The sequence below is a fragment of the Dickeya ananatis genome (assembly GCF_019464615.1).
Classification (GTDB): domain Bacteria; phylum Pseudomonadota; class Gammaproteobacteria; order Enterobacterales; family Enterobacteriaceae; genus Dickeya; species Dickeya oryzae.
The window spans coordinates 4,211,021-4,237,550 of the sequence record NZ_CP040816.1; the positions used below are offsets into that span (position 1 = coordinate 4,211,021).

The 26,530-nt window shown below is 51.4% G+C and carries 21 protein-coding genes, 1 tRNA gene and 3 rRNA genes; 11 read left to right on the forward strand and 14 right to left on the reverse strand.

Annotation, left to right across the window (positions count from 1 at the left end; genetic code table 11):
• Nucleotides 1-292: 292 nt before the first annotated feature.
• The 3 genes from dsbA to FGI04_RS18765 are packed head-to-tail and all read right to left on the reverse strand — an operon-like array spanning nt 293 to nt 2,230.
• Nucleotides 293-916, reverse strand: a complete 624-nt coding sequence (gene dsbA, locus FGI04_RS18755; RefSeq protein WP_342699738.1) for a thiol:disulfide interchange protein DsbA — start codon at nt 914-916, stop codon at nt 293-295.
• 22 nt (nt 917-938) lie between these two features.
• Entirely contained in the window at nt 939-1,925 is a 987-nt protein-coding gene (locus FGI04_RS18760) for a serine/threonine protein kinase (protein ID WP_342699747.1), read from the reverse strand.
• Between the two features lie 35 nt (nt 1,926-1,960).
• Nucleotides 1,961-2,230: a YihD family protein gene (locus FGI04_RS18765; protein WP_012886730.1), complete on the reverse strand. Its 270-nt coding sequence runs from the start codon at nt 2,228-2,230 to the stop codon at nt 1,961-1,963.
• Between the two features lie 110 nt (nt 2,231-2,340).
• Here FGI04_RS18765 and mobA point away from each other — a divergent pair, with 110 nt between their 5' ends.
• Both mobA and mobB read left to right on the forward strand, forming a co-directional pair.
• Nucleotides 2,341-2,931, forward strand: a complete 591-nt coding sequence (mobA, locus tag FGI04_RS18770; protein ID WP_407337115.1) for a molybdenum cofactor guanylyltransferase MobA — start codon at nt 2,341-2,343, stop codon at nt 2,929-2,931.
• Complete coding sequence (gene mobB / locus FGI04_RS18775) at nt 2,924-3,442, forward strand: molybdopterin-guanine dinucleotide biosynthesis protein MobB (RefSeq protein ID WP_407337116.1); 519 nt, start codon at nt 2,924-2,926, stop codon at nt 3,440-3,442. Before mobA ends, mobB begins: the two co-directional genes overlap by 8 nt.
• Nucleotides 3,443-3,548: 106 nt before the next feature.
• On the opposite strand, the gene rrf is transcribed toward mobB, so the two are convergent.
• From rrf to kup, 11 genes are all read right to left on the reverse strand, one after another.
• Nucleotides 3,549-3,664: ribosomal RNA gene (rrf, locus tag FGI04_RS18780) — 5S ribosomal RNA — on the reverse strand.
• A 125-nt stretch (nt 3,665-3,789) separates the two neighbouring features.
• A 23S ribosomal RNA gene (locus FGI04_RS18785) occupies nt 3,790-6,695 on the reverse strand.
• Between the two features lie 193 nt (nt 6,696-6,888).
• Nucleotides 6,889-6,964 (reverse strand) — tRNA-Glu (locus tag FGI04_RS18790).
• Between the two features lie 86 nt (nt 6,965-7,050).
• Nucleotides 7,051-8,592: ribosomal RNA gene (locus tag FGI04_RS18795) — 16S ribosomal RNA — on the reverse strand.
• Together the 16S, 23S and 5S rRNA genes with 1 tRNA gene alongside form the textbook arrangement of a ribosomal RNA operon.
• 434 nt (nt 8,593-9,026) lie before the next feature.
• Nucleotides 9,027-10,034 carry a ribose operon transcriptional repressor RbsR gene (gene rbsR / locus FGI04_RS18800; protein ID WP_253001557.1) on the reverse strand — a complete coding sequence of 336 codons (1,008 nt, stop codon included), beginning with the start codon at nt 10,032-10,034 and terminating at the stop codon, nt 9,027-9,029.
• 3 nt (nt 10,035-10,037) lie between these two features.
• Nucleotides 10,038-10,964, reverse strand: a complete 927-nt coding sequence (gene rbsK / locus FGI04_RS18805; protein ID WP_407337117.1) for a ribokinase — start codon at nt 10,962-10,964, stop codon at nt 10,038-10,040.
• An 85-nt stretch (nt 10,965-11,049) separates the two neighbouring features.
• Nucleotides 11,050-11,937: a ribose ABC transporter substrate-binding protein RbsB gene (gene rbsB, locus FGI04_RS18810; protein WP_407274308.1), complete on the reverse strand. Its 888-nt coding sequence runs from the start codon at nt 11,935-11,937 to the stop codon at nt 11,050-11,052.
• 26 nt (nt 11,938-11,963) lie between these two features.
• The gene (gene rbsC / locus FGI04_RS18815) at nt 11,964-12,932 is read right to left on the reverse strand and encodes a ribose ABC transporter permease (protein WP_012886736.1); all 969 of its coding nucleotides are present in this window, start codon (nt 12,930-12,932) and stop codon (nt 11,964-11,966) included.
• 7 nt (nt 12,933-12,939) lie between these two features.
• Entirely contained in the window at nt 12,940-14,445 is a 1,506-nt protein-coding gene (gene rbsA / locus FGI04_RS18820; protein WP_407337118.1) for a ribose ABC transporter ATP-binding protein RbsA, read from the reverse strand.
• A 7-nt stretch (nt 14,446-14,452) separates the two neighbouring features.
• Nucleotides 14,453-14,872 (reverse strand): D-ribose pyranase, encoded by a 420-nt coding sequence (gene rbsD / locus FGI04_RS18825; RefSeq protein ID WP_016941663.1) that lies wholly within the window; start codon nt 14,870-14,872, stop codon nt 14,453-14,455.
• Between the two features lie 303 nt (nt 14,873-15,175).
• Nucleotides 15,176-17,044, reverse strand: a complete 1,869-nt coding sequence (gene kup, locus FGI04_RS18830) for a low affinity potassium transporter Kup (protein ID WP_342699181.1) — start codon at nt 17,042-17,044, stop codon at nt 15,176-15,178.
• A 258-nt stretch (nt 17,045-17,302) separates the two neighbouring features.
• Here kup and ravA point away from each other — a divergent pair, with 258 nt between their 5' ends.
• The 9 genes from ravA to atpE all read left to right on the forward strand — a co-directional run bounded on the left by ravA (nt 17,303) and on the right by atpE (nt 26,476).
• On the forward strand, nt 17,303-18,799 hold the full coding sequence (gene ravA / locus FGI04_RS18835) for an ATPase RavA (protein WP_407274306.1): 1,497 nt from the start codon (nt 17,303-17,305) through the stop codon (nt 18,797-18,799).
• Nucleotides 18,800-18,804: 5 nt separating this feature from the next.
• Nucleotides 18,805-20,280, forward strand: a complete 1,476-nt coding sequence (viaA, locus tag FGI04_RS18840; RefSeq protein ID WP_342699179.1) for an ATPase RavA stimulator ViaA — start codon at nt 18,805-18,807, stop codon at nt 20,278-20,280.
• Nucleotides 20,281-20,400: 120 nt separating this feature from the next.
• A complete protein-coding gene (gene asnC, locus FGI04_RS18845; protein ID WP_407274305.1) occupies nt 20,401-20,865 on the forward strand; it encodes a transcriptional regulator AsnC in 465 nt (154 codons plus the stop codon).
• Between the two features lie 91 nt (nt 20,866-20,956).
• Nucleotides 20,957-21,400, forward strand: a complete 444-nt coding sequence (gene mioC / locus FGI04_RS18850; protein WP_407274304.1) for an FMN-binding protein MioC — start codon at nt 20,957-20,959, stop codon at nt 21,398-21,400.
• Between the two features lie 379 nt (nt 21,401-21,779).
• Complete coding sequence (mnmG, locus tag FGI04_RS18855) at nt 21,780-23,669, forward strand: tRNA uridine-5-carboxymethylaminomethyl(34) synthesis enzyme MnmG (RefSeq protein WP_407337119.1); 1,890 nt, start codon at nt 21,780-21,782, stop codon at nt 23,667-23,669.
• A gap of 79 nt (nt 23,670-23,748) precedes the next feature.
• A complete protein-coding gene (gene rsmG, locus FGI04_RS18860) occupies nt 23,749-24,369 on the forward strand; it encodes a 16S rRNA (guanine(527)-N(7))-methyltransferase RsmG (protein ID WP_342699175.1) in 621 nt (206 codons plus the stop codon).
• A gap of 621 nt (nt 24,370-24,990) precedes the next feature.
• On the forward strand, nt 24,991-25,374 hold the full coding sequence (atpI, locus tag FGI04_RS18865; RefSeq protein ID WP_407274303.1) for a F0F1 ATP synthase subunit I: 384 nt from the start codon (nt 24,991-24,993) through the stop codon (nt 25,372-25,374).
• Between the two features lie 22 nt (nt 25,375-25,396).
• Nucleotides 25,397-26,188 (forward strand): F0F1 ATP synthase subunit A, encoded by a 792-nt coding sequence (gene atpB, locus FGI04_RS18870; RefSeq protein WP_016941654.1) that lies wholly within the window; start codon nt 25,397-25,399, stop codon nt 26,186-26,188.
• A 48-nt stretch (nt 26,189-26,236) separates the two neighbouring features.
• Nucleotides 26,237-26,476, forward strand: coding sequence for a F0F1 ATP synthase subunit C (gene atpE / locus FGI04_RS18875; protein ID WP_004093904.1), 240 nt, complete (start codon nt 26,237-26,239; stop codon nt 26,474-26,476).
• Nucleotides 26,477-26,530: the final 54 nt, after the last annotated feature.

The window sequence follows — 26,530 nt, forward strand, 5'->3', positions numbered from 1 at the left end:
CGCTTTTTGCACAACGTCTCGCAAAAATTCTGTGGATAACTTTGTGCATAGAAATTGAAAGATAATTAACAGTGATATCACCAGAATTGTTTGTTATATGTATTTCATTATCAATCAATACGTTAATAAAAAATCATTGACATTATAGTTATATCAAAGCGTTGTTATTAATGTGGATAGATATGAAACCACCATGTCCGGCAGTAAGCAGAAATGTCCAGACGTTAGCAGTAGACGGAAATAAAAACGCCATATGCGCTAAGGCATATGGCGTATGGATAAAGCGGAAAGCTTATTTCTGAGAGAGCAGGAATTTCACTACATCAGCATACTGTTTGACATAGCTGTCCATAGAACTGGTATCAAGCCCGTCGCTTTTCACCATGTATTTACCGTTAACAAATACCGCCGGTACGCCACGCAGTTGCAAATCGGCAGCCGCTTTTTCCTGTTGTGCGACCAATGATTTCACCACGAAGCTATTCAACGCACTGTCATAGTCTTCAGCTTTTACACCCGCGGCCACAAAGACCTGACGAATATCTTCTGTCGTTTTTACCGTCTGAGTTTTCTGAACAGCATCAAACATCAACGGGCTGACTTTGTCTTCCACACCCAGCGCAATCGCAACCGCCCAGGCCTGGGTCAACTCTTTACCCAATGGGCCCAGGAAATCGACATGATATTTGGTCAACTTAGCGTCGGCCGGTAAGGCTTTCTGGATAGCCTCAGGAATGTGGTAAACCTGAGCAAACTGGTAGCAGTGTGGGCAGTAGAACGAGAAGAATTCCAGCACCTGAGGGGATTGGGGAACCGGTTTATCCAGGGTAGTGAACTGTTTACCATCGGAAAAATCAGCAGCTGACGCACTGAACGCCAACACCACACCAACCAGCGCAAGCCATATTTTCTTCATATCAAGGTTATCTCCATAATTGTCAATACATCGGTGCCAGCTGCAACGGTGGTTCCTGCAACAGCCTGACCTGTTCAGTAAAAATAGCGGTCTGCTTTGCCCAAAAATCAGCATCTTGCATCCACGGAAAACTGCGGGGAAAAGCCGGGTCATGCCAGCGACGGGTCACCCAGGCCAGATAATAGACCATACGCATGGCGCGTAGCGGCTCAATTAGCGCCAATTCTGACTCATCAAAAGAAGCAAATTCGCTGTAGGCATCCAGCAAAATATCCAATTGAATACGCTGCTCCTGACGCTCACCATGCAGCAACATCCACAGATCCTGAACAGCCGGGCCATTACGCGCATCATCCAGATCGACAAACAATGGACCGTCGCGCCAAAGAATATTCCCGGGATGGCAGTCACCATGCAGGCGCCTGGCTTGCCAGTGGGTATGCCAGTGTAATTTCACTTCCTCGATAAGCCGGGTTGTCGCGGCCAGAAAGGGCGCTTTCTGCGCATCAGCTATCAGAGCGCTATCCGTTAATGTGAGCAGTGGGTCATCAAGGTATTCCTGCAACCCGATAGTAGGGCGCGTTGAGAACAGATTTCGACTACCAGTCTGATGGATTCGGCCCAGATAGCGCCCGACCTCCTCCAACTGGTTATCATTGTCCATTTCATACTGACGCCCACCAACGCTTGGGAACACAGCAAACCAGAAACCATCATGCGCATGCAACGTATTGCCCTGTAAGGCCAGCGGGGCAACCACCGGCACTTCATCATCAGACAACTCGGCCGCAAAGCGATGCTCTTCATTAATCTGGGCAGCATCCCAACGTTGTGGCCGATAAAACTTCACCACATAACGCTTACGATCTTCATCGCTAAACTGGTAAACCCGATTTTCATAGCTGTTAAGCGCTGTCAGGCCGGAGTCAACGCGGATACCCACAGACCAGAGTGCGTCCATGATGACATCCGGCGACAGTGTATGAAAATTGAATACGGCATCATGCATGGTAAGCATAGCTCCATGGCATCAAATTCTGGCCGTTAATCCTTAATAACGCCGCGGGCACGCAGTAATGCGGTTTTGAAATCTTCTTCATAATCCTTCTGCAAGCCGGGGATAGGCTGTGTGCTATCTGCGTCACGTAACTTAAGATGATAAATAAGGATATCATCAGTCAAATCACTAAGCGCCCCCTCAAACCCGGCTTCCTGTGCAAGTTTTTGTAAAAATTGCACCAAATTCAAATCAGGCTCTTTTTGCCAGGCTGGATGCAGTAACTCAATCAATTCATTTACACGATGGCACTTCATTATCATGACCTCAAATATTGATGATTGTTTATCTAGTATGGGGAAAGGTCTTGGCCTTACGCCATAGTTTTCCGACAATAACGCATTAAATCATTACGGATACCAATACGATGATAACAGGTGTGATTCTGGCTGGGGGTCAGTCATCCCGCATGGGCGGAAATGACAAGGGATTGATTAAGCTGGAAGGTAAGCCACTCTATCAACATGTTCTGGCTCGTCTGAAACCACAGGTTGATACCCTGCTCATTAACGCCAATCGGCATCAGGCTTGTTATCAGCAAAGCGGTTATCCGGTGATCGGCGATATTAATCGTGATTTTTCCGGCCCTTTGGCAGGTATTTTTACCGGCCTAAGTATCGCCAACACAGAATGGGTGGTATTCGCCCCTTGTGATGTACCGGCATTACCCTGCGATTTAGTCTCACGATTGCGGCAATCCTGTGACCATCAATCCAATGACAATCATTATGCCGCCTATGCTACCGATGGAGAACGCGAGCACCCGACACTCTTGTTGATCCACACATCCCTGACCGAAAAGCTGGAACGTTATCTGAATCACGGTGACCGAAAACTGATGTTATTTCTGGAACAAGTTGCGGCAAAAGCCGTTTCTTTTGCCGATCAGCCTTTATCATTCCGTAATCTCAATACACCAGAGGATCTCGCTCACTGGCAGAGGAATACGCATGACTGATATCCCGCTTTTGGCTATTGCCGCTCACAGTGGTACGGGTAAAACCACACTACTAAAACAACTTATCCCCCTATTGAACGCCATGGGGATCCGGGTGGGTATCATCAAACACACTCATCACGATATGGACATCGATAAACCCGGTAAAGACAGCTATGAACTGCGCAAAGCCGGTGCCGACCAAACACTGGTTGCCAGTCATACCCGCTGGGCATTGATGACGGAGACACCAGAACAACAAGAACCTGACTTGTTTTTTCTGGCCAGCAGAATGGATAGTTCAACGCTGGATTTGATTCTGGTAGAAGGCTTCAAGCATGAGTCTGTCGATAAAATCCTGCTTTACCGCCATAAGTCTGGAAATAATGAAGTGATGGAGATTGATGACCACACACTGGCTATCGCCAGCGATGTACCATTAACGCTTTTCAGGCCTTGTCTGGATCTGAACCAGCCACCACAGGTAGCAGTATTTATCCGGGATTGGCTGCGCCAAAAGAAAGGTATCTGACTAATTGAGGTAGGGTAGCAGAGATGATTACCCGGAAGATTAACGCAGCCGCCCGGGTTGCGCACATAAAAAAACCCCGGCGCTAACCGGGGGTTCTCTGTTTGATGCCTGGCAGTTCCCTACTCTCGCATGGGGAGACCCCACACTACCATCGGCGCTACGGCGTTTCACTTCTGAGTTCGGCATGGGGTCAGGTGGGACCACCGCGCTCTCGCCGCCAGGCAAATTCTTTTGACGTCTTTCAACGTCCTAACCTTTCATGTCGCCGTGCATCGCTACACCACGCCATCCAATCCTCGAACAAGCTAAAAATTCCGTCTCTCTCACCAAAACACCTTCGGTGTTGTAAGGTTAAGCCTCTCGGGTCATTAGTACTGGTTAGCTCAACGTATCACTACGCTTACACACCCAGCCTATCAACGTCCTCGTCTCGAACGTCCCTTCCGGGGAATCAAGTTCCCAGGGAAGACTCATCTCGGGGCAAGTTTCCCGCTTAGATGCTTTCAGCGGTTATCTCTTCCGCACGTAGCTACCGGGCAGTGCCATTGGCATGACAACCCGAACACCAGCGGTGCGTTCACTCCGGTCCTCTCGTACTAGGAGCAACCCCCCTCAATCTTCCAACGCCCACGGCAGATAGGGACCGAACTGTCTCACGACGTTCTAAACCCAGCTCGCGTACCACTTTAAATGGCGAACAGCCATACCCTTGGGACCTACTTCAGCCCCAGGATGTGATGAGCCGACATCGAGGTGCCAAACACCGCCGTCGATATGAACTCTTGGGCGGTATCAGCCTGTTATCCCCGGAGTACCTTTTATCCGTTGAGCGATGGCCCTTCCATTCAGAACCACCGGATCACTAAGACCTGCTTTCGCACCTGCTCGAGCCGTCACTCTCGCAGTCAAGCTAGCTTATGCCTTTGCACTAACCTCCTGATGTCCGACCAGGATTAGCTAACCTTCGTGCTCCTCCGTTACTCTTTGGGAGGAGACCGCCCCAGTCAAACTACCCACCAGACACTGTCCCCGGCCCGGATGACGGGCCCAGGTTAGAACATCAAACATTAAAGGGTGGTATTTCAAGGTTGGCTCCATGCAGACTGGCGTCCACACTTCAAAGCCTCCCACCTATCCTACACATCAAGGCTCAAGGTTCAGTGTCAAGCTATAGTAAAGGTTCACGGGGTCTTTCCGTCTTGCCGCGGGTACACTGCATCTTCACAGCGAGTTCAATTTCACTGAGTCTCGGGTGGAGACAGCCTGGCCATCATTACGCCATTCGTGCAGGTCGGAACTTACCCGACAAGGAATTTCGCTACCTTAGGACCGTTATAGTTACGGCCGCCGTTTACCGGGGCTTCGATCAAGAGCTTCTCCTTACGGATAACCCCATCAATTAACCTTCCGGCACCGGGCAGGCGTCACACCGTATACGTCCACTTTCGTGTTTGCACAGTGCTGTGTTTTTATTAAACAGTTGCAGCCAGCTGGTATCTGCGACTCCCGTCAGCTCCATCCGCAAGGGACTTCACCAACAGGAGCGTGCCTTCTCCCGAAGTTACGGCACCATTTTGCCTAGTTCCTTCACCCGAGTTCTCTCAAGCGCCTGAGTATTCTCTACCTGACCACCTGTGTCGGTTTGGGGTACGATTCAATGTTACCTGATGCTTAGAGGCTTTTCCTGGAAGCAGGGCATCTGTCACTTCAGCACCGTAGTGCCTCGTCATCACGCCTCAGTGTTGACAGCAGACCGGATTTGCCTGGTCCACCCACCTGCACGCTTAAACCGGGACAACCGTCGCCCGGATGACATAGCCTTCTCCGTCCCCCCTTCGCAGTAACACCAAGTACAGGAATATTAACCTGTTTCCCATCGACTACGCTTTTCAGCCTCGCCTTAGGGGTCGACTCACCCTGCCCCGATTAACGTTGGACAGGAACCCTTGGTCTTCCGGCGTGCGGGTTTTTCACCCGCATTATCGTTACTTATGTCAGCATTCGCACTTCTGATACCTCCAGCAGCCCTCACAGGCCACCTTCACCGGCTTACAGAACGCTCCCCTACCCAACAACACATAGTGTCGCTGCCGCAGCTTCGGTGCATGGTTTTAGCCCCGTTACATCTTCCGCGCAGGCCGACTCGACCAGTGAGCTATTACGCTTTCTTTAAATGATGGCTGCTTCTAAGCCAACATCCTGGCTGTCTGGGCCTTCCCACATCGTTTCCCACTTAACCATGACTTTGGGACCTTAGCTGGCGGTCTGGGTTGTTTCCCTCTTCACGACGGACGTTAGCACCCGCCGTGTGTCTCCCGTGATAACATTCTTCGGTATTCGCAGTTTGCATCGGGTTGGTAAGCCGGGATGGCCCCCTAGCCGAAACAGTGCTCTACCCCCGAAGATGAGTTCACGAGGCGCTACCTAAATAGCTTTCGGGGAGAACCAGCTATCTCCCGGTTTGATTGGCCTTTCACCCCCAGCCACAAGTCATCCGCTAATTTTTCAACATTAGTCGGTTCGGTCCTCCAGTTAGTGTTACCCAACCTTCAACCTGCCCATGGCTAGATCACCGGGTTTCGGGTCTATACCCTGCAACTAGACGCCCAGTTAAGACTCGGTTTCCCTGCGGCTCCCCTATTCGGTTAACCTTGCTACAGAATATAAGTCGCTGACCCATTATACAAAAGGTACGCAGTCACACCTAAAAGGTGCTCCCACTGCTTGTACGTACACGGTTTCAGGTTCTATTTCACTCCCCTCGCCGGGGTTCTTTTCGCCTTTCCCTCACGGTACTGGTTCACTATCGGTCAGTCAGGAGTATTTAGCCTTGGAGGATGGTCCCCCCATGTTCAGACAGGATACCACGTGTCCCGCCCTACTCATCGAACTCACGACCTGTGCATCTTCGTGTACGGGACTGTCACCCTGTACCGTGCGCCTTTCCAGACGCTTCCACTGACACACAAGCCGATTCAGGTTCTGGGCTCCTCCCCGTTCGCTCGCCGCTACTGGGGGAATCTCGGTTGATTTCTTTTCCTCGGGGTACTGAGATGTTTCAGTTCCCCCGGTTCGCCTCATTAACCTATGGATTCAGTTAATGATAGTGTGACAAGTCACACTGGGTTTCCCCATTCGGGTATCGTCGGGTATAACGGTTCATATCACCTTGCCGACGCTTTTCGCAGATTAGCACGCCCTTCATCGCCTCTGACTGCCTAGGCATCCACCGTGTACGCTTAGTCGCTTAACCTCACAACCCGAAAGTGTCTCGGGATGCGAGTATTTTGAGAGACTCGAACAACACATGAATTCTCATTCACATGCTGTCGTTTCAATTTTTCAGCTTGTTCCGGATTGTTAAAGAGCAGATAACATAAACCTGACTATCTCTAATCAGTTTTAGGTTAGCGTTGACCGTGCCTTTCACCCACTGTCAGTCATACTGGCGTCCCCTAGGGGATTCGAACCCCTGTTACCGCCGTGAAAGGGCGGTGTCCTGGGCCTCTAGACGAAGGGGACATCACTTGTCAGCTTCGCAAGACGCTTTTGACTCTTTCTTATCATCAGACAATCTGTGTGGACACCACGCAGGCACTTCTACTCGGTAAGGAGGTGATCCAACCGCAGGTTCCCCTACGGTTACCTTGTTACGACTTCACCCCAGTCATGAATCACAAAGTGGTAAGCGCCCTCCCGAAGGTTAAGCTACCTACTTCTTTTGCAACCCACTCCCATGGTGTGACGGGCGGTGTGTACAAGGCCCGGGAACGTATTCACCGTAGCATTCTGATCTACGATTACTAGCGATTCCGACTTCATGGAGTCGAGTTGCAGACTCCAATCCGGACTACGACGTACTTTATGAGGTCCGCTTGCTCTCGCGAGGTCGCTTCTCTTTGTATACGCCATTGTAGCACGTGTGTAGCCCTACTCGTAAGGGCCATGATGACTTGACGTCATCCCCACCTTCCTCCGGTTTATCACCGGCAGTCTCCCTTGAGTTCCCACCCGAAGTGCTGGCAACAAAGGATAAGGGTTGCGCTCGTTGCGGGACTTAACCCAACATTTCACAACACGAGCTGACGACAGCCATGCAGCACCTGTCTCAGCGCTCCCGAAGGCACCCTCGTATCTCTACAAGGTTCGCTGGATGTCAAGAGTAGGTAAGGTTCTTCGCGTTGCATCGAATTAAACCACATGCTCCACCGCTTGTGCGGGCCCCCGTCAATTCATTTGAGTTTTAACCTTGCGGCCGTACTCCCCAGGCGGTCGATTTAACGCGTTAGCTCCGGAAGCCACGGTTCAAGACCACAACCTCCAAATCGACATCGTTTACAGCGTGGACTACCAGGGTATCTAATCCTGTTTGCTCCCCACGCTTTCGCACCTGAGCGTCAGTCTTCGTCCAGGGGGCCGCCTTCGCCACCGGTATTCCTCCAGATCTCTACGCATTTCACCGCTACACCTGGAATTCTACCCCCCTCTACGAGACTCTAGCCTGTCAGTTTTGAATGCAGTTCCCAGGTTAAGCCCGGGGATTTCACATCCAACTTAACAGACCGCCTGCGTGCGCTTTACGCCCAGTCATTCCGATTAACGCTTGCACCCTCCGTATTACCGCGGCTGCTGGCACGGAGTTAGCCGGTGCTTCTTCTGCGGGTAACGTCAATGGGTAAAGGTATTAACCTTACCCCCTTCCTCCCCGCTGAAAGTGCTTTACAACCCGAAGGCCTTCTTCACACACGCGGCATGGCTGCATCAGGGTTTCCCCCATTGTGCAATATTCCCCACTGCTGCCTCCCGTAGGAGTCTGGACCGTGTCTCAGTTCCAGTGTGGCTGGTCATCCTCTCAGACCAGCTAGGGATCGTCGCCTAGGTGAGCCTTTACCCCACCTACTAGCTAATCCCATCTGGGCACATCCGATGGCAAGAGGCCCGAAGGTCCCCCTCTTTGGTCTTGCGACGTTATGCGGTATTAGCTACCGTTTCCAGTAGTTATCCCCCTCCATCAGGCAGTTTCCCAGACATTACTCACCCGTCCGCCGCTCGCCGGCGGGGAAGCAAGCTTCCCCCCGCTGCCGCTCGACTTGCATGTGTTAGGCCTGCCGCCAGCGTTCAATCTGAGCCATGATCAAACTCTTCAATTTAAAGTTTGATGTGTTTTCCGAAGAAAACGGTGCTCAAAGAATTTACTGTTTATTCGTAATGAATTAACTGTTGTCACTCTTCAAGACTTTCACTAAATATTTTTAGTGAAGTGTCCTGCGAGTGCCCACACAGATTGTCTGATTGATTGTTAAAGAGCAGTGCGACCGGCCTGAGCCTGCTGTCGCGAGGTGGCGTATACTACGCTTTCCTCATGAAGTGTCAACGATTATTTTCGTTTCCGCTTCCTGACACCGCGCTGCGTTGCCGCTGTTGCCGTGTCAGTGGAGGCGCATTATAGGGAGTTATTCCGGCCTGACAAGCGATAAATACAAAATAATTATCAACTGGATGGTTTTCAGGCAAAGCGAGTGGGAATTGGCCAATATGCCGCTTTTCTGCGGCATAAACGCCAGAAAGAAAGGAGAAAGGTTAGTTAAGCGTGGATTTTACCGACAGAGCTACGCACGATTAACTCGGGTGTCAGCACCAATACATTATGTTCTGCATCCGGGTGCTCCAACCGGTGGAGAAGCGTATCAATGGCAAGTTCACCGAGCTCACCTTTAGGCTGATGTATCGTCGTCAAGGGCGGCGATAGATAACGAGCCAGTTCAATATCGTCGTAACCCACCACAGCCATATCATCAGGAATGGATAACCCCGCCTCATATAAGGCACGATAAACGCCTACCGCCATCGCATCATTACTGGTAAAGACAGCATCAGGGCGCTCCGGTAGCGCCAGTAACTGCTGCATGGCGCGAAAACCAGCTTCAAACTCAAAGTCCCCGATCACCTCGTAACCCACAGGAATCGACAAGCCCGACTGGTGCATCGCTTTACGATAACCTTCCAGACGATTGTGGGCGGTGGTTTTATCTTGCGGACCTGCAATACAGGCAATTTTGCGATAGCCCTGAGAAATCAGGTAGTGAGTCGCCATTTCGCCGCCTTGCAGCGAATTATCTTTGATGATATCGCTGCTGCCTTCAAACGGTGCCCAGTCCATCATCACCACAGGAATAGAAGGATAGCGACGAATAATATCCGGTGAAGGCAGATAGCTCTCAGTGCACATCAGCAACAGCCCATCCACCCGCTTTTGCAGCAACGTCTCCAGACTGCGGCTCAGACGGTGGTGATCACCTTCGGTGTTGCAAAGAATCAGGCTGTAGCCTCGTTCGTAGCAACAACGTTCCACACCACGTACGACTTCTGCATAAAACGGGTTGCTACTTGCCGTCAGCAACATACCAATGGTACGAGTCTGGTTGATTTTGAGACTACGCGCCAGCGCAGACGGCGCGTAGTTCAGTTGTTCCACCGCTTTCATTACCCGCTCGCGAATGGCATCGCTGACATAGCGGTTATCGTTGATGACATGAGAAACCGTTGATGTGGATACCCCAGCCAGACGGGCCACGTCTTTCATTGTCGCCAAGGATTACTCCTGTGCATTCAGGAAGGCATCAATCTCTTCACGCCAGGGAACAGAAGGCTGAGCGCCATGGCGAGTTACCGCGATAGCCGCCGCCGCATGAGCAAACTTAACCGCCGCATCCATAGGACGTGACTCCAGCAAAGCCGTCACCAACGCGCCATTGAAGGTATCGCCCGCCGCAATGGTATCAACCGCGTTGACCCGGAAACCGGGAATACGCTGACCTTGCCCTTGTTCGCTTAACCAGACTCCACGGCTGCCAAGGGTAATCAATACTGTTGAGATCCCTTTATCATGCAGTACCTGTGCGGCACGTTGTGCATCTTCTTCGGTTTCTACGCTCACCCCGGTCAGGATCTGCGCTTCCGTCTCATTCGGCGTGATCATATCCACCAATGACAATAACTCGTCAGGCAGAGAACAAGCTGGAGCCGGGTTGAGGATAACTTTAGTGCCACTGTCATGCGCCAGGCGAGCAGCTGCTATCACTGTTTCCAGCGGCGACTCCAGTTGCATCAACAGCGCGGAGGCATCAGTAATTTTCTGCTGATAGCGATGCAGGTAATCAGGCGTTACGGCTGCATTAGCCCCCGCATGAATACCAATCATGTTTTCAGCTTCACCGTTAACGAAAATCAATGCCACCCCGGTAGTCTGGCCGGGAATCGCTTCAACGGCGGAAACATCAATTCGGTCCTTGATGAGTTGCTGGCGAATACGTTCGCCGATATCGTCAGCGCCGACACAAGCGATAAATTCGATATCTGCGCCACTACGCCCGGCAGCCACCGCCTGGTTCGCGCCTTTACCGCCAAATGCCACACCATATTGTTTACCGATCACCGTCTCACCTGGGCGGGGAAACTGAGCCAGATTCAAAATATGATCCGCATTGATACTTCCCAAGACTACCAGCTTGCCTGATTTCATTAACATGAACCCCGATGTTGATTACGCGCCACCCACCAGGGGTGGCGCCGTACTGCACGTGCGGTATTACGTTTTGATGATGTTATTACTTAGTAACCAGTTTCAGGTCGACAGGGATGATCTGCTGTACTTTTTCGCCTTTCAGCACCTTGTCAGCCGTTTCCACGCCGATGACACCGATCTGATCAGGACGCTGAGCCACGGTAGCCGCCATCTTGCCGCTTTCTACCGCTTTCAAGCCATCAGCGGTACCATCGAAACCAACGACTAGTACATTGTCACGACCCGCGGTCTGCAGAGCGCGCAGAGCACCCAGTGCCATTTCGTCATTCTGGGCGAAGACAGCCTGAACATCCGGGTGAGCGGTCAGCAGGTTTTGCATCACATTCAGACCTTTGGTACGGTCGAAATCCGCAGGCTGGCTTGCCAGCATATTAAATTTGTTTTTCTCGGCAGACTTCATGAAACCAGCGCCACGTTCGCGAGCAGCAGACGTACCCGCCAGACCTTCCAGTTGAATAACTTTGGCACCTTCACCCAGTTTTTTAGCGATGAAATCGCCGGCAACTTTACCGCCGAAGGCGTTATCGGAAGCAACGTGGCTAACGACTTCACCGCTGGCAGCGACACGGTCCAGCGTGATAACCGGAATTTTGGCCTGATTAGCCAGTTTCACCGCATTACCCACCGCGTTGGAATCCGTCGGGTTGATCAGCAACAGCTTGGTGCCGCGGACAGTCAAATCCTGCACGTTGGAAAGTTCTTTGGCTGGGTTGTTCTGGGAATCAAGCACGACCAGGTTGTAGCCCAGTTTGTCCGCTTCTTTTTGGGCGCCATCTTTCAACGACACAAAGAACGGGTTATTCAGCGTGGAAACAACAAGAGCAATGGTATCCTTTGCCAGTGCATTGGCACTGACCGTTGCACTCAGCGCGACAGCGGAAACCAGAGTAGCAATCTTCTTCAAGTTCATATTTCAATTCCTGTGTGAATGAAAAGTTATTTACTGCCTTTGTTATCTACCAAAACCGCCAGCAGAATAACCACCGCCTTGACGATCATCTGGTAGTAAGAAGAAACCCCTAACAGGTTAAGCCCGTTATTCAGGAACCCCAGAATCAAGGCACCGATTAACGTTCCCACCACGCGTCCTTTACCACCTGACAAACTTGTACCACCCAGCACTACCGCCGCAATGGCATCCAGTTCATACCCCGTCCCTGCCGTTGGCTGTGCTGAAGACAGACGGGCAACTTCAATAATGCCCGCCAATGCCGACAACAAACCGCACAACGAATAAACAACGATTTTGACTCTATCAACGCTGATCCCGGAAAGACGGGTTGCCGCTTCATTACCGCCCAACGCATAGATATAGCGACCAATGCGGGTATGGTGCAGCATGTACCAGGTTGCCAGAAATACCACTGCCATAATCCAGATTGGCGTAGGTACTCCCAGAGGACGTCCGATGCCGAACCACCCCAACGCATCCGCCGCATCAGAAAAACCAGTATTGACAGGACTGCCGTTGGTGTAGACCATCGTGACGCCACGTAGCAGCAACATCATCACTAGCGTAGCAATAAAGGCCTGTACTCGCCCTTTGGCAATGATAATCCCCGTTCCCGCACCGATGACCGCACCCAGCGCCAGCGCCGCGAATACCGCCACCAACGCATTGATCTCAAGCCCGACGATAGACGCAGCAACCGCCCCTGTCAGCGCCAGCAACGACCCTACCGACAAATCGATACCGGAGGTGAGGATAACCAGTGTCATTCCCACCGCCATAATGGCGTTTACCGAGGTTTGCTGCAGGATGTTGAACAGGTTGTTCAGGGTAAAAAAGTTGGGACTCATTGAAGACACCACAGCGATAAGAATCAGCAGGGCGATCAATGATTTTTGCTCCATCAGCCACTCTTTGCTGAGCCAGCGCTTTGCTGTGATAGTTTGAGAACTCATATCTGATTTACTCCTGCTTTACGCCGTATTGCTTACCAACGGCCGCAGCCATCAGCGCTTCCTGTGTAGCCTGTTCAATCGGGAACTCACCGCTCAGGTGCCCTTCGTGCATGACAATAATGCGATCGCTCATCCCGAGCACTTCGGGCATTTCCGACGATACCAGAATGATGCTTAACCCTTCTTGCTTGAACTGGTTGATTAACTGATAGATTTCTTTTTTTGCCCCCACATCGACGCCACGGGTCGGCTCATCCAGAATCAGCACTTTGGGACGGGTCATCAACCCGCGGGCGATCGCCACTTTCTGCTGATTACCGCCGGACAATAACCCGATCGGCTGGGACATGGACGGAGTGCGAATATTGAACATGCGGATGAAATCGCCCACCGCCTGCTGCTCATCGCCATGCCGCAGCGAACCCGCTGCGTTACTGAAATAACGCAGTGCCGTCAGGGACATGTTTTCTTTTACCGACATGCCGAGCACCAGCCCGTCTCGCTTACGGTCTTCGGAAATATACACAATGCCGCTGGCCAGGCCGTCCTGTGGACTGCGCACCACGATGTTCTCCCCGTCTAAGGAGACGCTGCCGTGGGTACGTGGCAACGCACCATACAACACTTTCATCAGTTCGGTGCGACCGGCCCCCATTAGCCCGGCCACCCCGAGAATCTCGCCTTTGCGCAGGGTGAAGCTCACGTTATTCACCCCCGGCCCGGACAATTCGCTGACTTGCAAACGCACGTCACCAGGCGCCTGATTCAAACGGGGGTACTGATCTTCCAGCTTACGTCCCACCATCATTTCAATCAGCGAATCTTCCTGTAATTCACTCACTGCACGCTCGCCGATAAACTGGCCATCACGGAACACGGTCACATCGTCGCAGATTTCGAAAATCTCTTTGAGTCGATGGGAGATATAGACAATGCCGCAGCCCTGGGCCTGCAATTCCCGGATAACACTAAACAGCGAGGCGGTTTCAGTATCCGTCAGCGCATCGGTAGGTTCATCCATAATGATGACCCGAGACTCAAAGCTCAGCACCTTGGCGATTTCAACCATCTGTTGATCGCCAATCGACAATTCCCCCACCAGGCGGCGGCTGTCATAACGCAGGTTCAAACGCTTGAGCAGTTTATCCGCCTCGTCATACATGCGCTTCCAGTCAATACGCCCCAGACGGTTGGTAAATTCACGGCCGAGGAAAATATTTTCCGCAATGGTTAATTGGGGAATCAGGTTCAGTTCCTGATGGATAATGCCGATCCCTGCTTCCTGAGAGGCTTTGGGACCACTGAAATCCACATCCTTGCCCAAAAACTGGATACTACCGGCATCCCGACGATAAATGCCCGTCAGCACTTTCATCATGGTGGACTTGCCGGCACCGTTTTCTCCCACCAGCGCCATGACTTTGCCCGGATAGACATTCAATGCCGCGCCGGACAGCGCCTTAACGCCGGGGAACGTTTTGGTGATGCCTTGCAATTGCAGTAAAGGTTGCATCGCTACCTCAGAAGGTGACGCCAGCACAAAGGATCACATTCGCATAAGGAGAACATTCCCCTGTACGAATAATGGCCCGGCTCTGACCACTTTGTTTTTTAAACTCTTCGTGGCTGACGTAATGCAGTGAAATGGTATTTCCCTGGTGTTGTTCAAGTTGTGCTAACTGTTTTAATAACGCTTCATGGAGTGTGGTGTTTTTCTCAATGATTTCCTGAGCCAAAATCGCCGCTTCCACCTGCATTTCCGCCGTCACCACGTCCAGCACCTGCAAGAAGCCAGGAACGTTATGGGTCAAAGCCAGGTCGATGCGGGCCGTCGTCGCTGGAATCGGTAAACCGGCGTCAGCAATGACAATCTGATCGGTATGTCCCAGTTGGGAAATCACCGACGAGATATCGGAATGAAGTAACACACCTTTTTTCATGTTGTTTATCCTGGGAGCGAAACGTTTCGCTTATAGAGCAAGTGTAGAAAAAGAACCGGAGAAGGCAACGATTATCTTATGAAAATGTGATCGTTATCGAAACGTTTCGTTGGCGTAATAAAAGGAAGATTTTAAGTTATTAAAACCAATAAAAAAGACGCAGCAGAGCATTGCCAGACAAAGCCGGAGGGTTTTAGAGGAGATGGCGACAAGATAACAGTAGGCGGGAAGAAGACGCCCCCAATACCACAGCGGGTGAGATCCTGTTAAACCTCACCCGCTTATTTATCCGCTCGCCCGGAATCAGATTTCTACCTGAATTCCCAATTCAATCAACCGGTTCGGTGGTATTTCGAATTGATCCGCTGCGCGCAGCGCATTGCGGCTCAGCATCATGAACAACTTACCGCGAACACGCAGATACCAGGGTCGAGCCCCCATCATCAGCGATTCATTCGACAAAAAGAACGTAGTTTCCATCATCTGGCAGGTCAATCCATCCTGCCAGCAACGATGGAATACCTCTTCTACATTCGGCGTTTCACGCCAGCCATAGCTGGCGACCACACGCCAGAAGGTGGGGGAAAGTTGCTCCACCGAAACACGCCGGGCGTTGTGCACATAAGGCGCGTCTTCCGTTCTCATGGTCAGCAGCACCACGCGCTCGTGCAATACCTTGTTGTGTTTAAGATTGTGCAGCAAAGCAAACGGAATAACATGGGTAGCACGCGACAGATAGACAGCCGTTCCTGTTACACGCACTGGCGGGTTCTTCTCCAGCGACGCGATCATCGCATCCAGCGAATTACCATGCTCATGGATACGGCGTAATAGCCGAAAACGCTCGCTTTTCCAGGTCGTCATGATGATAAACATCACCATCCCCAGCGCCAGCGGCAACCAGCCACCAGAAATAATCTTCACCACGTTGGCCAGGAACATCGGCAAGTCGATAGCCAGCAGAGCCACCAGCAGCAACCAGACCAAATAGCGATACCAGTGCCAATTTTTCAGCGCCACCGTACAGGACAGGATGCTGGTCAGCACCATCGTGCCGGTCACCGCAATCCCATAGGCGGCGGCCAGATTGCTGGAATGTTCAAAGCTGATAATAACGATTACCACCGCCACATACAGCAACCAATTGATAAACGGGATATAAATCTGTCCAGACTCCATATCTGACGTATGCACGATGCGCATCGGTGGCAGATACCCCAGACGAACCGCCTGACGGGTCAGCGAGAACACCCCAGAAATGACCGCCTGAGAAGCGATGATGGTGGCGAGCGTAGCCAGCACCAACAGCGGAATCAGCGCCCAATCCGGCGCCAGCAGGAAGAACGGGTTTTTGATAGCCTCTGGATTTTTCAGCAACAGCGCGCCCTGGCCAAAGTAGTTGAGCACCAGCGACGGCAAAACCGCTGAAAACCAGGCGATACGAATCGGCAGCTTGCCGAAGTGGCCCATATCGGCATACAGCGCCTCAACCCCAGTGATCGCCAGTACTACCGCCCCCAGCGCAAAGAAGGACACCGATTTATATTGAATGAAAAAGTTAATTGCCCATTGGGGATTGAGTGCCTGCAATACCTCTGGATTGGCGATAATGCTGCGAGCCCCCAACACACCGAGCGACAAAAACCACAGCATCATGATCGGCGCAAACAGGCTACCGACCCGACCCGTACCGTGCTTTTGAATCATAAACAATAGTGTCAGTACCACTATCGAAATAGGCACGATATAGGTATCCAGCGACGGCGCAACGATATCCAGCCCTTCGATCGCCGACATCACGGAAATCGCGGGGGTAATCACCACCTCACCATAGAAGAAGCTGCCGCCGATCAACCCCATGATCACCACGACGGCGGTCATCTTGTCAGACGTATTGCGTCCGGCCAGCGACATCAGCGTCAGGATCCCACCTTCACCGGCGTTATCCGCACGCATGACATAGCTGAGGTACTTAAGGGATACCACTAGCACCAGCAGCCAGAATATCAGTGAGAGAAAGCCAAAGACGGAATCAGGTTCAACCCCGAAACCAAACTGCCCGGAAAGACACTCCCTGAGCGTATAGAGCGGGCTGGTGCCGATGTCGCCATACACTACACCGATGGCAGCCAGCGTAACCGCTGGAAGTGAACGTTTATGTTCTGAATTCATAAACCTTGTCTTCTGTTATCAATTCATTAACAAATCGGGCCTTATTCTGGTTGGAGTAGCCCGAAAACGCACAGTATGCACAAATCACGTTAAAAGCCCATTCTTTAATACTACCTTGGTTCTGTTCGGGGCTGGCACCTCTGTTGCTTAACACCAGCAATGGTGACAATAATTAATGTATAGCTAATGAAGAAAACGTAGTCTTTCTGACGTTTATTACACGCTCTTGACGGCATTTACCGCAATGACGGATCTATTATGATGCAACCCACAGCGCTGGCCGACCGTATCTCTCGCCTGAGCCATGCTCTCGAACACGGTCTTTACGAACGGCAACACGCCATCCGACTTTGCCTGCTGGCAGCGCTCAGCGGCGAGAGCGTCTTCCTGTTGGGGCCGCCAGGGATTGCCAAGAGCCTGATTGCACGTCGCCTGAAATACGCATTCAGACACGCGCGCGCCTTTGAATACCTGATGACGCGTTTTTCAACGCCAGAAGAGGTCTTCGGCCCACTCTCCATTCAGGCACTGAAAGACGAAGGGCGCTATCAGCGCCTGACAACCGGTTACCTGCCAGAAGCTGAAATTGTCTTTCTGGATGAAATCTGGAAAGCCGGTCCTGCAATCCTGAATACCCTGCTGACCGCCATCAACGAGCGGCGCTTTCGCAACGGCAATAGCGAAGAACCCATCCCGATGCGGCTACTGGTCACGGCCTCCAACGAACTGCCTGAAGCCGACAGCAGCCTGGAAGCCTTGTATGACCGTATGCTGATTCGCCTCTGGCTTGACCGGGTGCAGGATAAACACAACTTCCGCGCCATGCTCACCGCGTCACCCGCAGAGCAGGATAACCTTATCAGCCCGGCACTGAGCGTCAGCGATGAAGAGTACCAACAGTGGCAATCTCATATCGAGCATATACCGTTACCAGAAAATTGCTTCGAACTGATTTATCAACTGCGCCAGCGTCTGGATACTCAGGAAGGTTCGCCGTATGTTTCCGATCGTCGCTGGAAGAAGGCCATACGACTGCTTCAGGCCTGTGCCTTCTTTAGCGGACGGGAAGCGATTACCCCGGTTGATCTGATCCTTCTCAAAGACTGCCTATGGCACGACCTGGATACCCACAACTTGGTGGAACAGCAATTACAGCAATTGATGGGCGAACAGGCCTACCAACAGCGGACATTACTGTTCCGATTGCAGCAATTGAATGTGAAACGCCAGCAATATCAGCAGGAACAAAGTGAACAGCAGGCATTCAAGGTTGAACGCCAGGTCAACTTTTTCGGCCGGAAACCCCATCACTCGTTACCTGAAAGCCTGACCGCCGCCGAAATAACGCTGATGCTACAAAAACCACTGCTGCTGCACGACTATACCGTCACCCATGTGGTTATCGACCGGGAAGTGCTGGCGAGCTGGCTGCAAAAGGGAGGCGAAATACGTGGGAAGCTCAACGGCGTCGGCTTTAGCCAGCATCTCGATATGGAAGTGGATGAACGCCAGCATCTGATCATTCGCGATATCAGTTTACAAAGCACGGTGTTATCGCTGCCCGGCGTGATAAAAGGCGATCTGCCGGAAGAGATAGTTAAAGAATATGAAGCGTTGAAAATCCAGTTACGTGAACAACGCCGATTGTTCGAGCGTCACCAGCCTTGCTTGTTTGTCCCGAAAGAATGGCTTGCCAGGATTGAAGAAAGCCTTCAACAGGTCGATGAACAAATAGTACAGTCACAACGGGAGTAACGATCATGCTGACGCTGGAATCCCTGGAGATGCTGTTATCCATCGATGAAAACGATCTGCTGGATGACGTGATTGTAGCCCTGATGGCAACGCCTCAGCTGGTGATGTTCTTCGACAAGTATCCGCGTCTGAAAAATGCCATCATGCGTGACTTACCGGAGTGGAAAGAGAACCTCCGGCAACGGCTACGCAGTACCCAGGCGCCTCCCGAACTGGAAAAAGAATTCACCTGTTATCAGCAGACCCAGTTAGTCAGCGAGCATGCCTTTCAATCTACTCTGCCAGACATCATGTCTACCTTGCATCATGTGGATTCTCCTTTCCTTAATCAGGCAGAAAAGCTGATCAGTTCCGCCTCACCCTCCTCAGAACGCCGCATCAGCGCCAGTCAGCACAGCCTGTTTATGCAGCGCTGGCGCCTTAGCCTGACGCTGCAAACGATGAATCTGCACCATCAGATCATGGAACAGGAGCGGGATCAGTTACTGGACGAGATCCAAAAGCGCCTGACGATAAGTGGGGCGCTGGAACCCATTCTGGCTGAAAACGACACGGCCGCAGGCAGGCTGTGGGATCTCAGCGCCAGTAAACGCATGAAACAACCCTTCAATGCGTTACTGGAGACCGGGGCATTTTTGCAAAAACAGCCGGAACTGCAGCGTCTGGCGGAGCGCCTGGGCCGTAGCCGGGAGACAAAATCGGTTCTTAGCCATCAGGCACCGAAAGAATCCTTTCAGGTGATGGTGCGTGAACCGGCGTTTGCACCGGAACAAGTTAGCGGCATCCACCAGAGCGATGACATTCTGCGGCTACTGCCCACCGAACTTTCCACCCTCGGGACCCATGAGCTGGAGTTTGAATTTTACCGCCGTCTGGCCGAACACCGTTTACTGACGTACCGGCTACAAGGTGAGAGCTGGCGGGAAAAAACGCTTGAGCGGCCGGTCGTTCATCAGCACAACGAGCAACAACCGCGAGGGCCGTTTATCGTTTGTGTGGATACTTCCGGTTCGATGGGCGGATTTAACGAACGTTGCGCTAAAGCCTTCTGTCTGGCGCTGATGCGGATTGCTCTGGCGGAAAACCGCCGCTGTTACATTATGCTGTTTTCAACCGGCATCGTCAGTTATGACCTGACCTCAGAAAACGGACTGGAAGAAGCGATACGTTTTCTCAGCCAGACCTTCCGGGGCGGTACTGATCTGGCAAGCTGCCTATCGTCGCTGCTGGAAAAAATGGACACCGCCTCCTGGCAGGATGCCGACGCCGTCATCATTTCAGACTTTATTGCCCAGCGTCTGCCAGACGAACTGGTCAACGAAGTCAAACGCCGCCAGCATCGGCTGCAGCACCGCTTTCACGCTGTCGCCATGTCTGCACATGGCAAACCTGGCATTCTGCGTATCTTTGATCATATCTGGCGCTTTGATACCGGGCTGAAAAGCCGCCTGTTACGCCGCTTTCAGCACGAAAAAGTCTGATACCTCATCCTGATATCCCTCTTGTAGCGTATCTTCCCTGAACGAGCAGCCGTTTTGGTCGTTGATTCATTCAGCAATAATCAGTAAAACGCTTCAGACAGCCCTTTACGGAGCAGCATTATGGCAGCAGACACATACTCGATAGACGAACTCGATCGCGGCATCCTCAACGCCCTGATGGATAATGCCCGCACGCCCTATGCCGAACTGGCGAAACAGTTTTCGGTTAGCCCCGGCACTATCCATGTCAGGGTGGAAAAGATGAAACAGGCTGGCATCATCATGGGAACACGGCTGGACGTGAACCCTAAGCAACTGGGTTACGACGTCTGCTGTTTTATCGGTATCATCCTGAAAAGTGCCAAGGACTATCCGTCCGCGCTGGAGAAACTCAACAATCTGGAAGAAGTGGTCGAGGCGTATTACACCACCGGGCATTACAGCATCTTCATTAAGGTCATGTGCCGCTCTATCGACGCCTTGCAACATGTACTTATCAACAAGATTCAGACAATTGATGAAATCCAATCCACCGAAACGCTGATCTCGTTGCAGAACCCCATTATGCGTACCATCGTGCCCTGATGCTTTTTTACTATCCCCCTATTATCCACAGGTAGATCCCACCAAGATCACAGCGTACAATGTGCCGTCATTCAATCAGGCGGGATCACGCATGTCAGACATTACCCTCATTAGCGGCAGCACACTGGGTAGCGCAGAGTACGTTACCGAGCACCTGGAATCATTGCTGCAACAGGATAATTTCACCACCACGCTACTGCATGGCCCGGAATGGGATGAGGTTACGCCTGAAAATGTGTGGCTGGTGGTCACCTCCACCCACGGCGCTGGCGATCTACCCGATAACCTGCAGCCTTTTTATGAAGACCTGCAGGAAAAACGCCCTGATTTATCCGCTGTCCGTTACGGGGCAATCGGCATCGGTAGCAGCGAGTACGATACCTTCTGTGGCGCGATCGTAAAACTGGATCAGCTATTACAGGATCTGGGAGCGCATAGGATCGGCGATATGCTGAAGATCGACATTACCCAGCATGACATTCCGGAAGATCCGGCTGAGGTCTGGTTGAGATCATGGATAAAATTACTCAAATAAAATTATTTTTTTCATTAGCTGCTGTGGATAAATAGCTTGAAATGCCGGGTAAAACCCGTAGTTATCCAGATAACAACTACAGATGCTTTTTTGAGCTGTGCATAATTACCCTTTCAGATCCCAGCTAATACAGACTGGGATCACCGATCATTCACAGCTAATGATCGGCAATAACCTATTGATCTTCTTTTGGGATCCAGGCTTATCCACAGCACATGGGGATCCTAATAAGAGATCTAATAAAGAGATCTTTAAATAAAAAAGATCTTTCTTTAATTACCCGCCGATCCAACAGACTTGGTCGGCGGCACAAACTTAAGTAGAATCCCCCACCCCAGGGCAAGTAACGATCATTCGCAACCACGCGAGGTGTAGCACCATGTTTTATCCGGATCCTTTTGACGTCATCGTGATCGGTGGCGGTCATGCGGGTACTGAAGCCGCGATGGCTTCTGCCCGAATGGGACGTCAAACCCTTTTACTGACACACAACATTGATACGCTAGGGCAAATGTCCTGTAACCCGGCGATCGGCGGTATTGGGAAAGGGCATCTGGTAAAAGAGATCGATGCGATGGGTGGCCTGATGGCACGTGCGATCGATCGTGGTGGTATTCAGTTTAGGATACTAAACTCCAGTAAAGGCCCGGCTGTGCGCGCCACACGTGCTCAGGCTGACCGAGTACTGTATCGTCAGGCCGTGCGTACCGCGCTGGAGAATCAGCCGAATCTAACCCTGTTCCAACAGGCGGTTGAGGATCTGATTGTCGAAAATGATCAGGTCGTTGGTGCGGTAACCCAAATGGGGCTGAAATTCCGTGCTAAAGCGGTGGTACTAACGGTGGGGACTTTCCTGGACGGCAAGATCCACATCGGGCTGGATAACTACAGCGGCGGGCGAGCAGGCGATCCGCCTTCGATCGCACTGTCCCACCGTTTACGCGAACTTCCCCTGCGTGTCGGTCGTCTGAAAACCGGTACACCGCCGCGTATTGACGCCCGAACTATCGATTTTAGTGTACTGACGCCACAACATGGTGATGACCCCATGCCGGTGTTTTCCTTCCTGGGGAACGCCAGTGAGCATCCGGCACAGATGCCGTGTTACATCACCCATACCAATGAGAGTACTCATGACGTGATCCGTAACAATCTGGATCGCAGCCCGATGTACGCAGGGGTCATTGAAGGGATCGGTCCTCGTTATTGCCCCTCGATTGAAGACAAAGTGATGCGGTTTGCCGATCGCAATGCACACCAGATTTTCCTGGAACCGGAAGGGCTAACCAGTAACGAAATTTACCCGAACGGTATCTCAACCAGTTTGCCGTTCGACGTACAGTGGCAGATCGTCCGTTCGATGGACGGTATGCAAAATGCACGTATCGTCCGCCCCGGTTATGCCATTGAGTATGACTATTTCGACCCGCGTGATTTAAAACCCACGCTGGAAAGTAAGTTTATCCACAATCTGTTTTTCGCAGGTCAGATCAACGGTACCACCGGCTATGAAGAGGCGGCGGCTCAGGGGATGCTGGCAGGGCTAAACGCGGCTCGTCTGGCGTTTGATCAGGAAGGCTGGACGCCGCGCCGTGATCAAGCTTACATCGGCGTACTGGTGGATGATCTGTGCACGTTGGGAACGAAAGAGCCTTACCGTATGTTTACCTCTCGCGCTGAATACCGCCTGATGCTGCGTGAAGATAATGCTGACCTGCGTTTGACTGCCATTGGCCGCGAATTGGGGATGGTCGATGATGAACGTTGGGCGCGTTTTAATGAGAAACTGGAAAATATAGAGAAAGAACGCCAGCGTCTGCGCGATATTCTGGTTCACCCGAACACCGAAGGCGTAGAGCAGATCAACCTCCTGTTAAAATCGCCCTTATCGCGTGAAGCCAACGGTGAAGAGCTGCTACGACGCCCTGAAATGGATTATGCACAGCTGACAGCGCTGCCGATGTTTGCCCCAGCTTTGCCTGATGTTCAGGCGACTGAGCAGGTGGAAATTCAGGTCAAATACGAAGGGTATATTGCTCGCCAGCAGGATGAGATCGAAAAGCAACTGCGCAACGAGAACACATTGCTGCCTGCGGATCTGGACTATCGTCAGGTCAGTGGCTTGTCGAACGAAGTGATCGCTAAACTCAACGATCACAAACCGGGGTCGATTGGTCAGGCATCGCGTATTTCCGGCATCACCCCTGCCGCTATCTCAATTCTACTGGTCTGGCTGAAAAAACAAGGTATGCTGCGCCGCAGCGCCTGACAAAGACCGCTGTTCGCTTACGTTGACGCATGGCCGCTTATCGCGGCCATGTTGCCTTAACCGACAACAGGATTTATTCGTGCTAGAGAAACTCAACAGCCTGCTGCAGCGTGCTGGAATGGCGCTGACCGATCAGCAAAAAAACCAGTTGCTTCAGTATATAGCGTTACTCCACAAATGGAACAAAGCCTATAACCTGACATCGGTTCGTGAGCCGGAACAGATGCTGGTCCGGCATATCATGGACAGTCTGGTGGTGGAACCACACCTGTGCGGAAATCGTTTTATCGATGTGGGTACCGGCCCGGGGTTGCCAGGCGTGCCGCTGGCTATTGCTCGCCCTGATGCGCATTTTGTCCTGCTGGATAGTCTGGGAAAACGAGTGCGTTTTTTGCGTCAGGTGCAACATGAGCTGGGTCTGAACAATATTGAACCGGTACAGAGTCGGGTTGAGGATTTTCCTGCCGAACCCGCGTTTGATGGTGTGATTAGTCGTGCCTTTGCGTCATTGCAAGACATGGTCAACTGGTGTCATCACCTGCCGTCCCGTCCACAGGGCCGATTTTATGCTCTCAAAGGCACTGTTCCGCATGAAGAAATGGGATTATTGCCGCAAGGTGTCACGGTTGATAAGGTCGTTCCTCTGTCGGTTCCTGAGCTTGACGGGGAGCGGCATCTGGTGGTGCTAAAGCCCAATTAATTTTGTCATTTATCAAAGAAATCATGAATAGTTGTAAACTTTTCATACTGATAGCTCAAAGTGAAATAATGACCTTTATCACTTTTTCGTTCACCGTAATTTTACAACTCGGTGGTATAACTTCTCCGGTTGAGGGGATGAAAGAGGCATATCAGCAAACTATTTGTATGATTCGGTAAGGGGATTGACGGTCCCATTGTGTTAAAAACATGAGAAAAAAATATCCAGCTTGTCAATAGATGGTTTTGTAGCAGTATTCGGGTGATTTTGTGAGTGCTTGGTTTTTAACGTATTGAAATTAAAAAATATATCTGGCTTTTTTTACTGAGGACAAAAAAAAATCAATTCAGATGTAAAAGCCTTAGTTTAATTTTATGTGAGAAATATCACATATTGCTGACGTCAGATGTATTGGGTTTCTCTAATCATCTTTGGGGATAGTTAGTGAAAATAAGGCTTCGGAAATAAATTTAAATAATCGTTCACCTTTTTGCTACTTATCGATTGAATTCGCATGGATGACCCGTATAATTTGCTCGTTTTTCGCTGCTTGACTCGGTACTGCAAAGGCAGTTTTATACGGTCATTCAGCATACCTCTGAAAAGGTACGGAGAATCATCATGTCTGTATCCCTTTACAGTGGGAAACTCGCCCGGTTATCGCTGTTATTGCAGTTGGCGGTGATTTTTGTTGCCGGTGCTGCGTTTTGCGCAGGTGGCTTTAGAGCGGGTGCTTCCGCACTGGCTGGAGGGCTGGCAGCCTGGCTGCCGAGCATGGTGTTTATACTGTTTGCCGTACGGCATCAGGCAGACAAGCCACCGGAAGGTCGGGTAGCCTGGTCGTTTGCCGTTGGAGAAGCGCTGAAAATGCTCTTCACCATCGTGCTATTGGTGGTGGCGTTAGGTGTGTTTCATGCGGTTTTTTTTCCGCTTGGCCTGACGTACTTAGTGGTGCTGATCACGCAGATCGTGGCACCGGCTGTAATTAACCGTTACCGTAGTTAACAACAAAAGGGTAAGAGACATCATGTCTGCATCTACTCCGCAAGAGTATATCGGTCACCACCTGACCCATTTGCAGGTGGGCTCGGGATTCTGGTCGATTAACGTCGACTCGATGTTTTTCTCCGTGGTCCTCGGCGTACTCTTTCTGGCTATCTTCCATAAGGTTGCCAGGACCGCGACCAGTGGCGTACCGGGTAAACTTCAAACGGCGGTCGAACTGGTTGTGGGATTTGTCGATGGCAGTGTTCGCGACATGTTCCACGGGAAGAGCAAACTTATCGCACCATTGGCGTTGACCGTTTTCGTTTGGGTCTTCCTGATGAACCTGATGGATCTGTTGCCTATCGATTTGTTACCGCAAATCTGGGCGCATATCTATAGCGCTCTCGGTCATGACCCTGCCCATGCTTATCTGCGTGTGGTACCTTCCGCTGACGTAAACGTTACGCTGTCCATGGCGCTGGGCGTATTCATTCTGATTCTGTTCTACAGCATCAAGATGAAAGGTGTGGGCGGTTTCGTTAAAGAACTGACCATGCAGCCGTTCAATCACCCTGTGTTTATTCCCATCAACCTGATTCTTGAAGGGGTGAGCCTGCTGTCCAAACCGGTATCTCTTGGTTTGCGACTGTTTGGAAACATGTATGCGGGTGAGTTGATTTTCATCCTTATTGCAGGCTTGTTGCCGTGGTGGTCACAGTGGATTCTGAATGTGCCTTGGGCCATTTTCCACATTCTGATTATTACGCTGCAGGCTTTTATCTTTATGGTTCTGACGGTTGTTTATCTTTCGATGGCATCTGAAGAGCATTAATTTTTCACAACACTACAACGTTTTAACTGAAACAAACTGGAGACTGTCATGGAAAACCTGAGTATGGATCTGCTGTACATGGCTGCCGCTGTGATGATGGGCCTGGCGGCAATCGGTGCTGCAATCGGTATCGGCATTCTGGGTGGTAAGTTCTTGGAAGGTGCTGCCCGCCAGCCTGACCTGATCCCTCTGCTGCGTACACAGTTCTTTATCGTTATGGGTCTGGTGGATGCTATCCCGATGATCGCGGTAGGTCTGGGTCTGTACGTGATGTTTGCGGTGGCCTAAGCAGGCGTAAGCTTGTCAGGTTAAAGACATCGACTCATTTAACTCATGAAAGAG

Coding starts and splice junctions, on each gene's coding strand:
- dsbA (WP_342699738.1), bottom strand. CDS start 916: ATGAAGAAAATATGGCTTGCGCTGGTTGGTGTGGTGTTGGCGTTCAGT.
- FGI04_RS18760 (WP_342699747.1), bottom strand. CDS start 1,925: ATGCATGATGCCGTATTCAATTTTCATACACTGTCGCCGGATGTCATC.
- FGI04_RS18765 (WP_012886730.1), bottom strand. CDS start 2,230: ATGAAGTGCCATCGTGTAAATGAATTGATTGAGTTACTGCATCCAGCC.
- mobA (WP_407337115.1), top strand. CDS start 2,341: ATGATAACAGGTGTGATTCTGGCTGGGGGTCAGTCATCCCGCATGGGC.
- mobB (WP_407337116.1), top strand. CDS start 2,924: ATGACTGATATCCCGCTTTTGGCTATTGCCGCTCACAGTGGTACGGGT.
- rbsK (WP_407337117.1), bottom strand. CDS start 10,964: ATGAAATCAGGCAAGCTGGTAGTCTTGGGAAGTATCAATGCGGATCAT.
- rbsB (WP_407274308.1), bottom strand. CDS start 11,937: ATGAACTTGAAGAAGATTGCTACTCTGGTTTCCGCTGTCGCGCTGAGT.
- rbsC (WP_012886736.1), bottom strand. CDS start 12,932: ATGAGTTCTCAAACTATCACAGCAAAGCGCTGGCTCAGCAAAGAGTGG.
- rbsA (WP_407337118.1), bottom strand. CDS start 14,445: ATGCAACCTTTACTGCAATTGCAAGGCATCACCAAAACGTTCCCCGGC.
- rbsD (WP_016941663.1), bottom strand. CDS start 14,872: ATGAAAAAAGGTGTGTTACTTCATTCCGATATCTCGTCGGTGATTTCC.
- kup (WP_342699181.1), bottom strand. CDS start 17,044: ATGAATTCAGAACATAAACGTTCACTTCCAGCGGTTACGCTGGCTGCC.
- ravA (WP_407274306.1), top strand. CDS start 17,303: ATGATGCAACCCACAGCGCTGGCCGACCGTATCTCTCGCCTGAGCCAT.
- viaA (WP_342699179.1), top strand. CDS start 18,805: ATGCTGACGCTGGAATCCCTGGAGATGCTGTTATCCATCGATGAAAAC.
- asnC (WP_407274305.1), top strand. CDS start 20,401: ATGGCAGCAGACACATACTCGATAGACGAACTCGATCGCGGCATCCTC.
- mioC (WP_407274304.1), top strand. CDS start 20,957: ATGTCAGACATTACCCTCATTAGCGGCAGCACACTGGGTAGCGCAGAG.
- mnmG (WP_407337119.1), top strand. CDS start 21,780: ATGTTTTATCCGGATCCTTTTGACGTCATCGTGATCGGTGGCGGTCAT.
- atpI (WP_407274303.1), top strand. CDS start 24,991: ATGTCTGTATCCCTTTACAGTGGGAAACTCGCCCGGTTATCGCTGTTA.
- atpB (WP_016941654.1), top strand. CDS start 25,397: ATGTCTGCATCTACTCCGCAAGAGTATATCGGTCACCACCTGACCCAT.
- atpE (WP_004093904.1), top strand. CDS start 26,237: ATGGAAAACCTGAGTATGGATCTGCTGTACATGGCTGCCGCTGTGATG.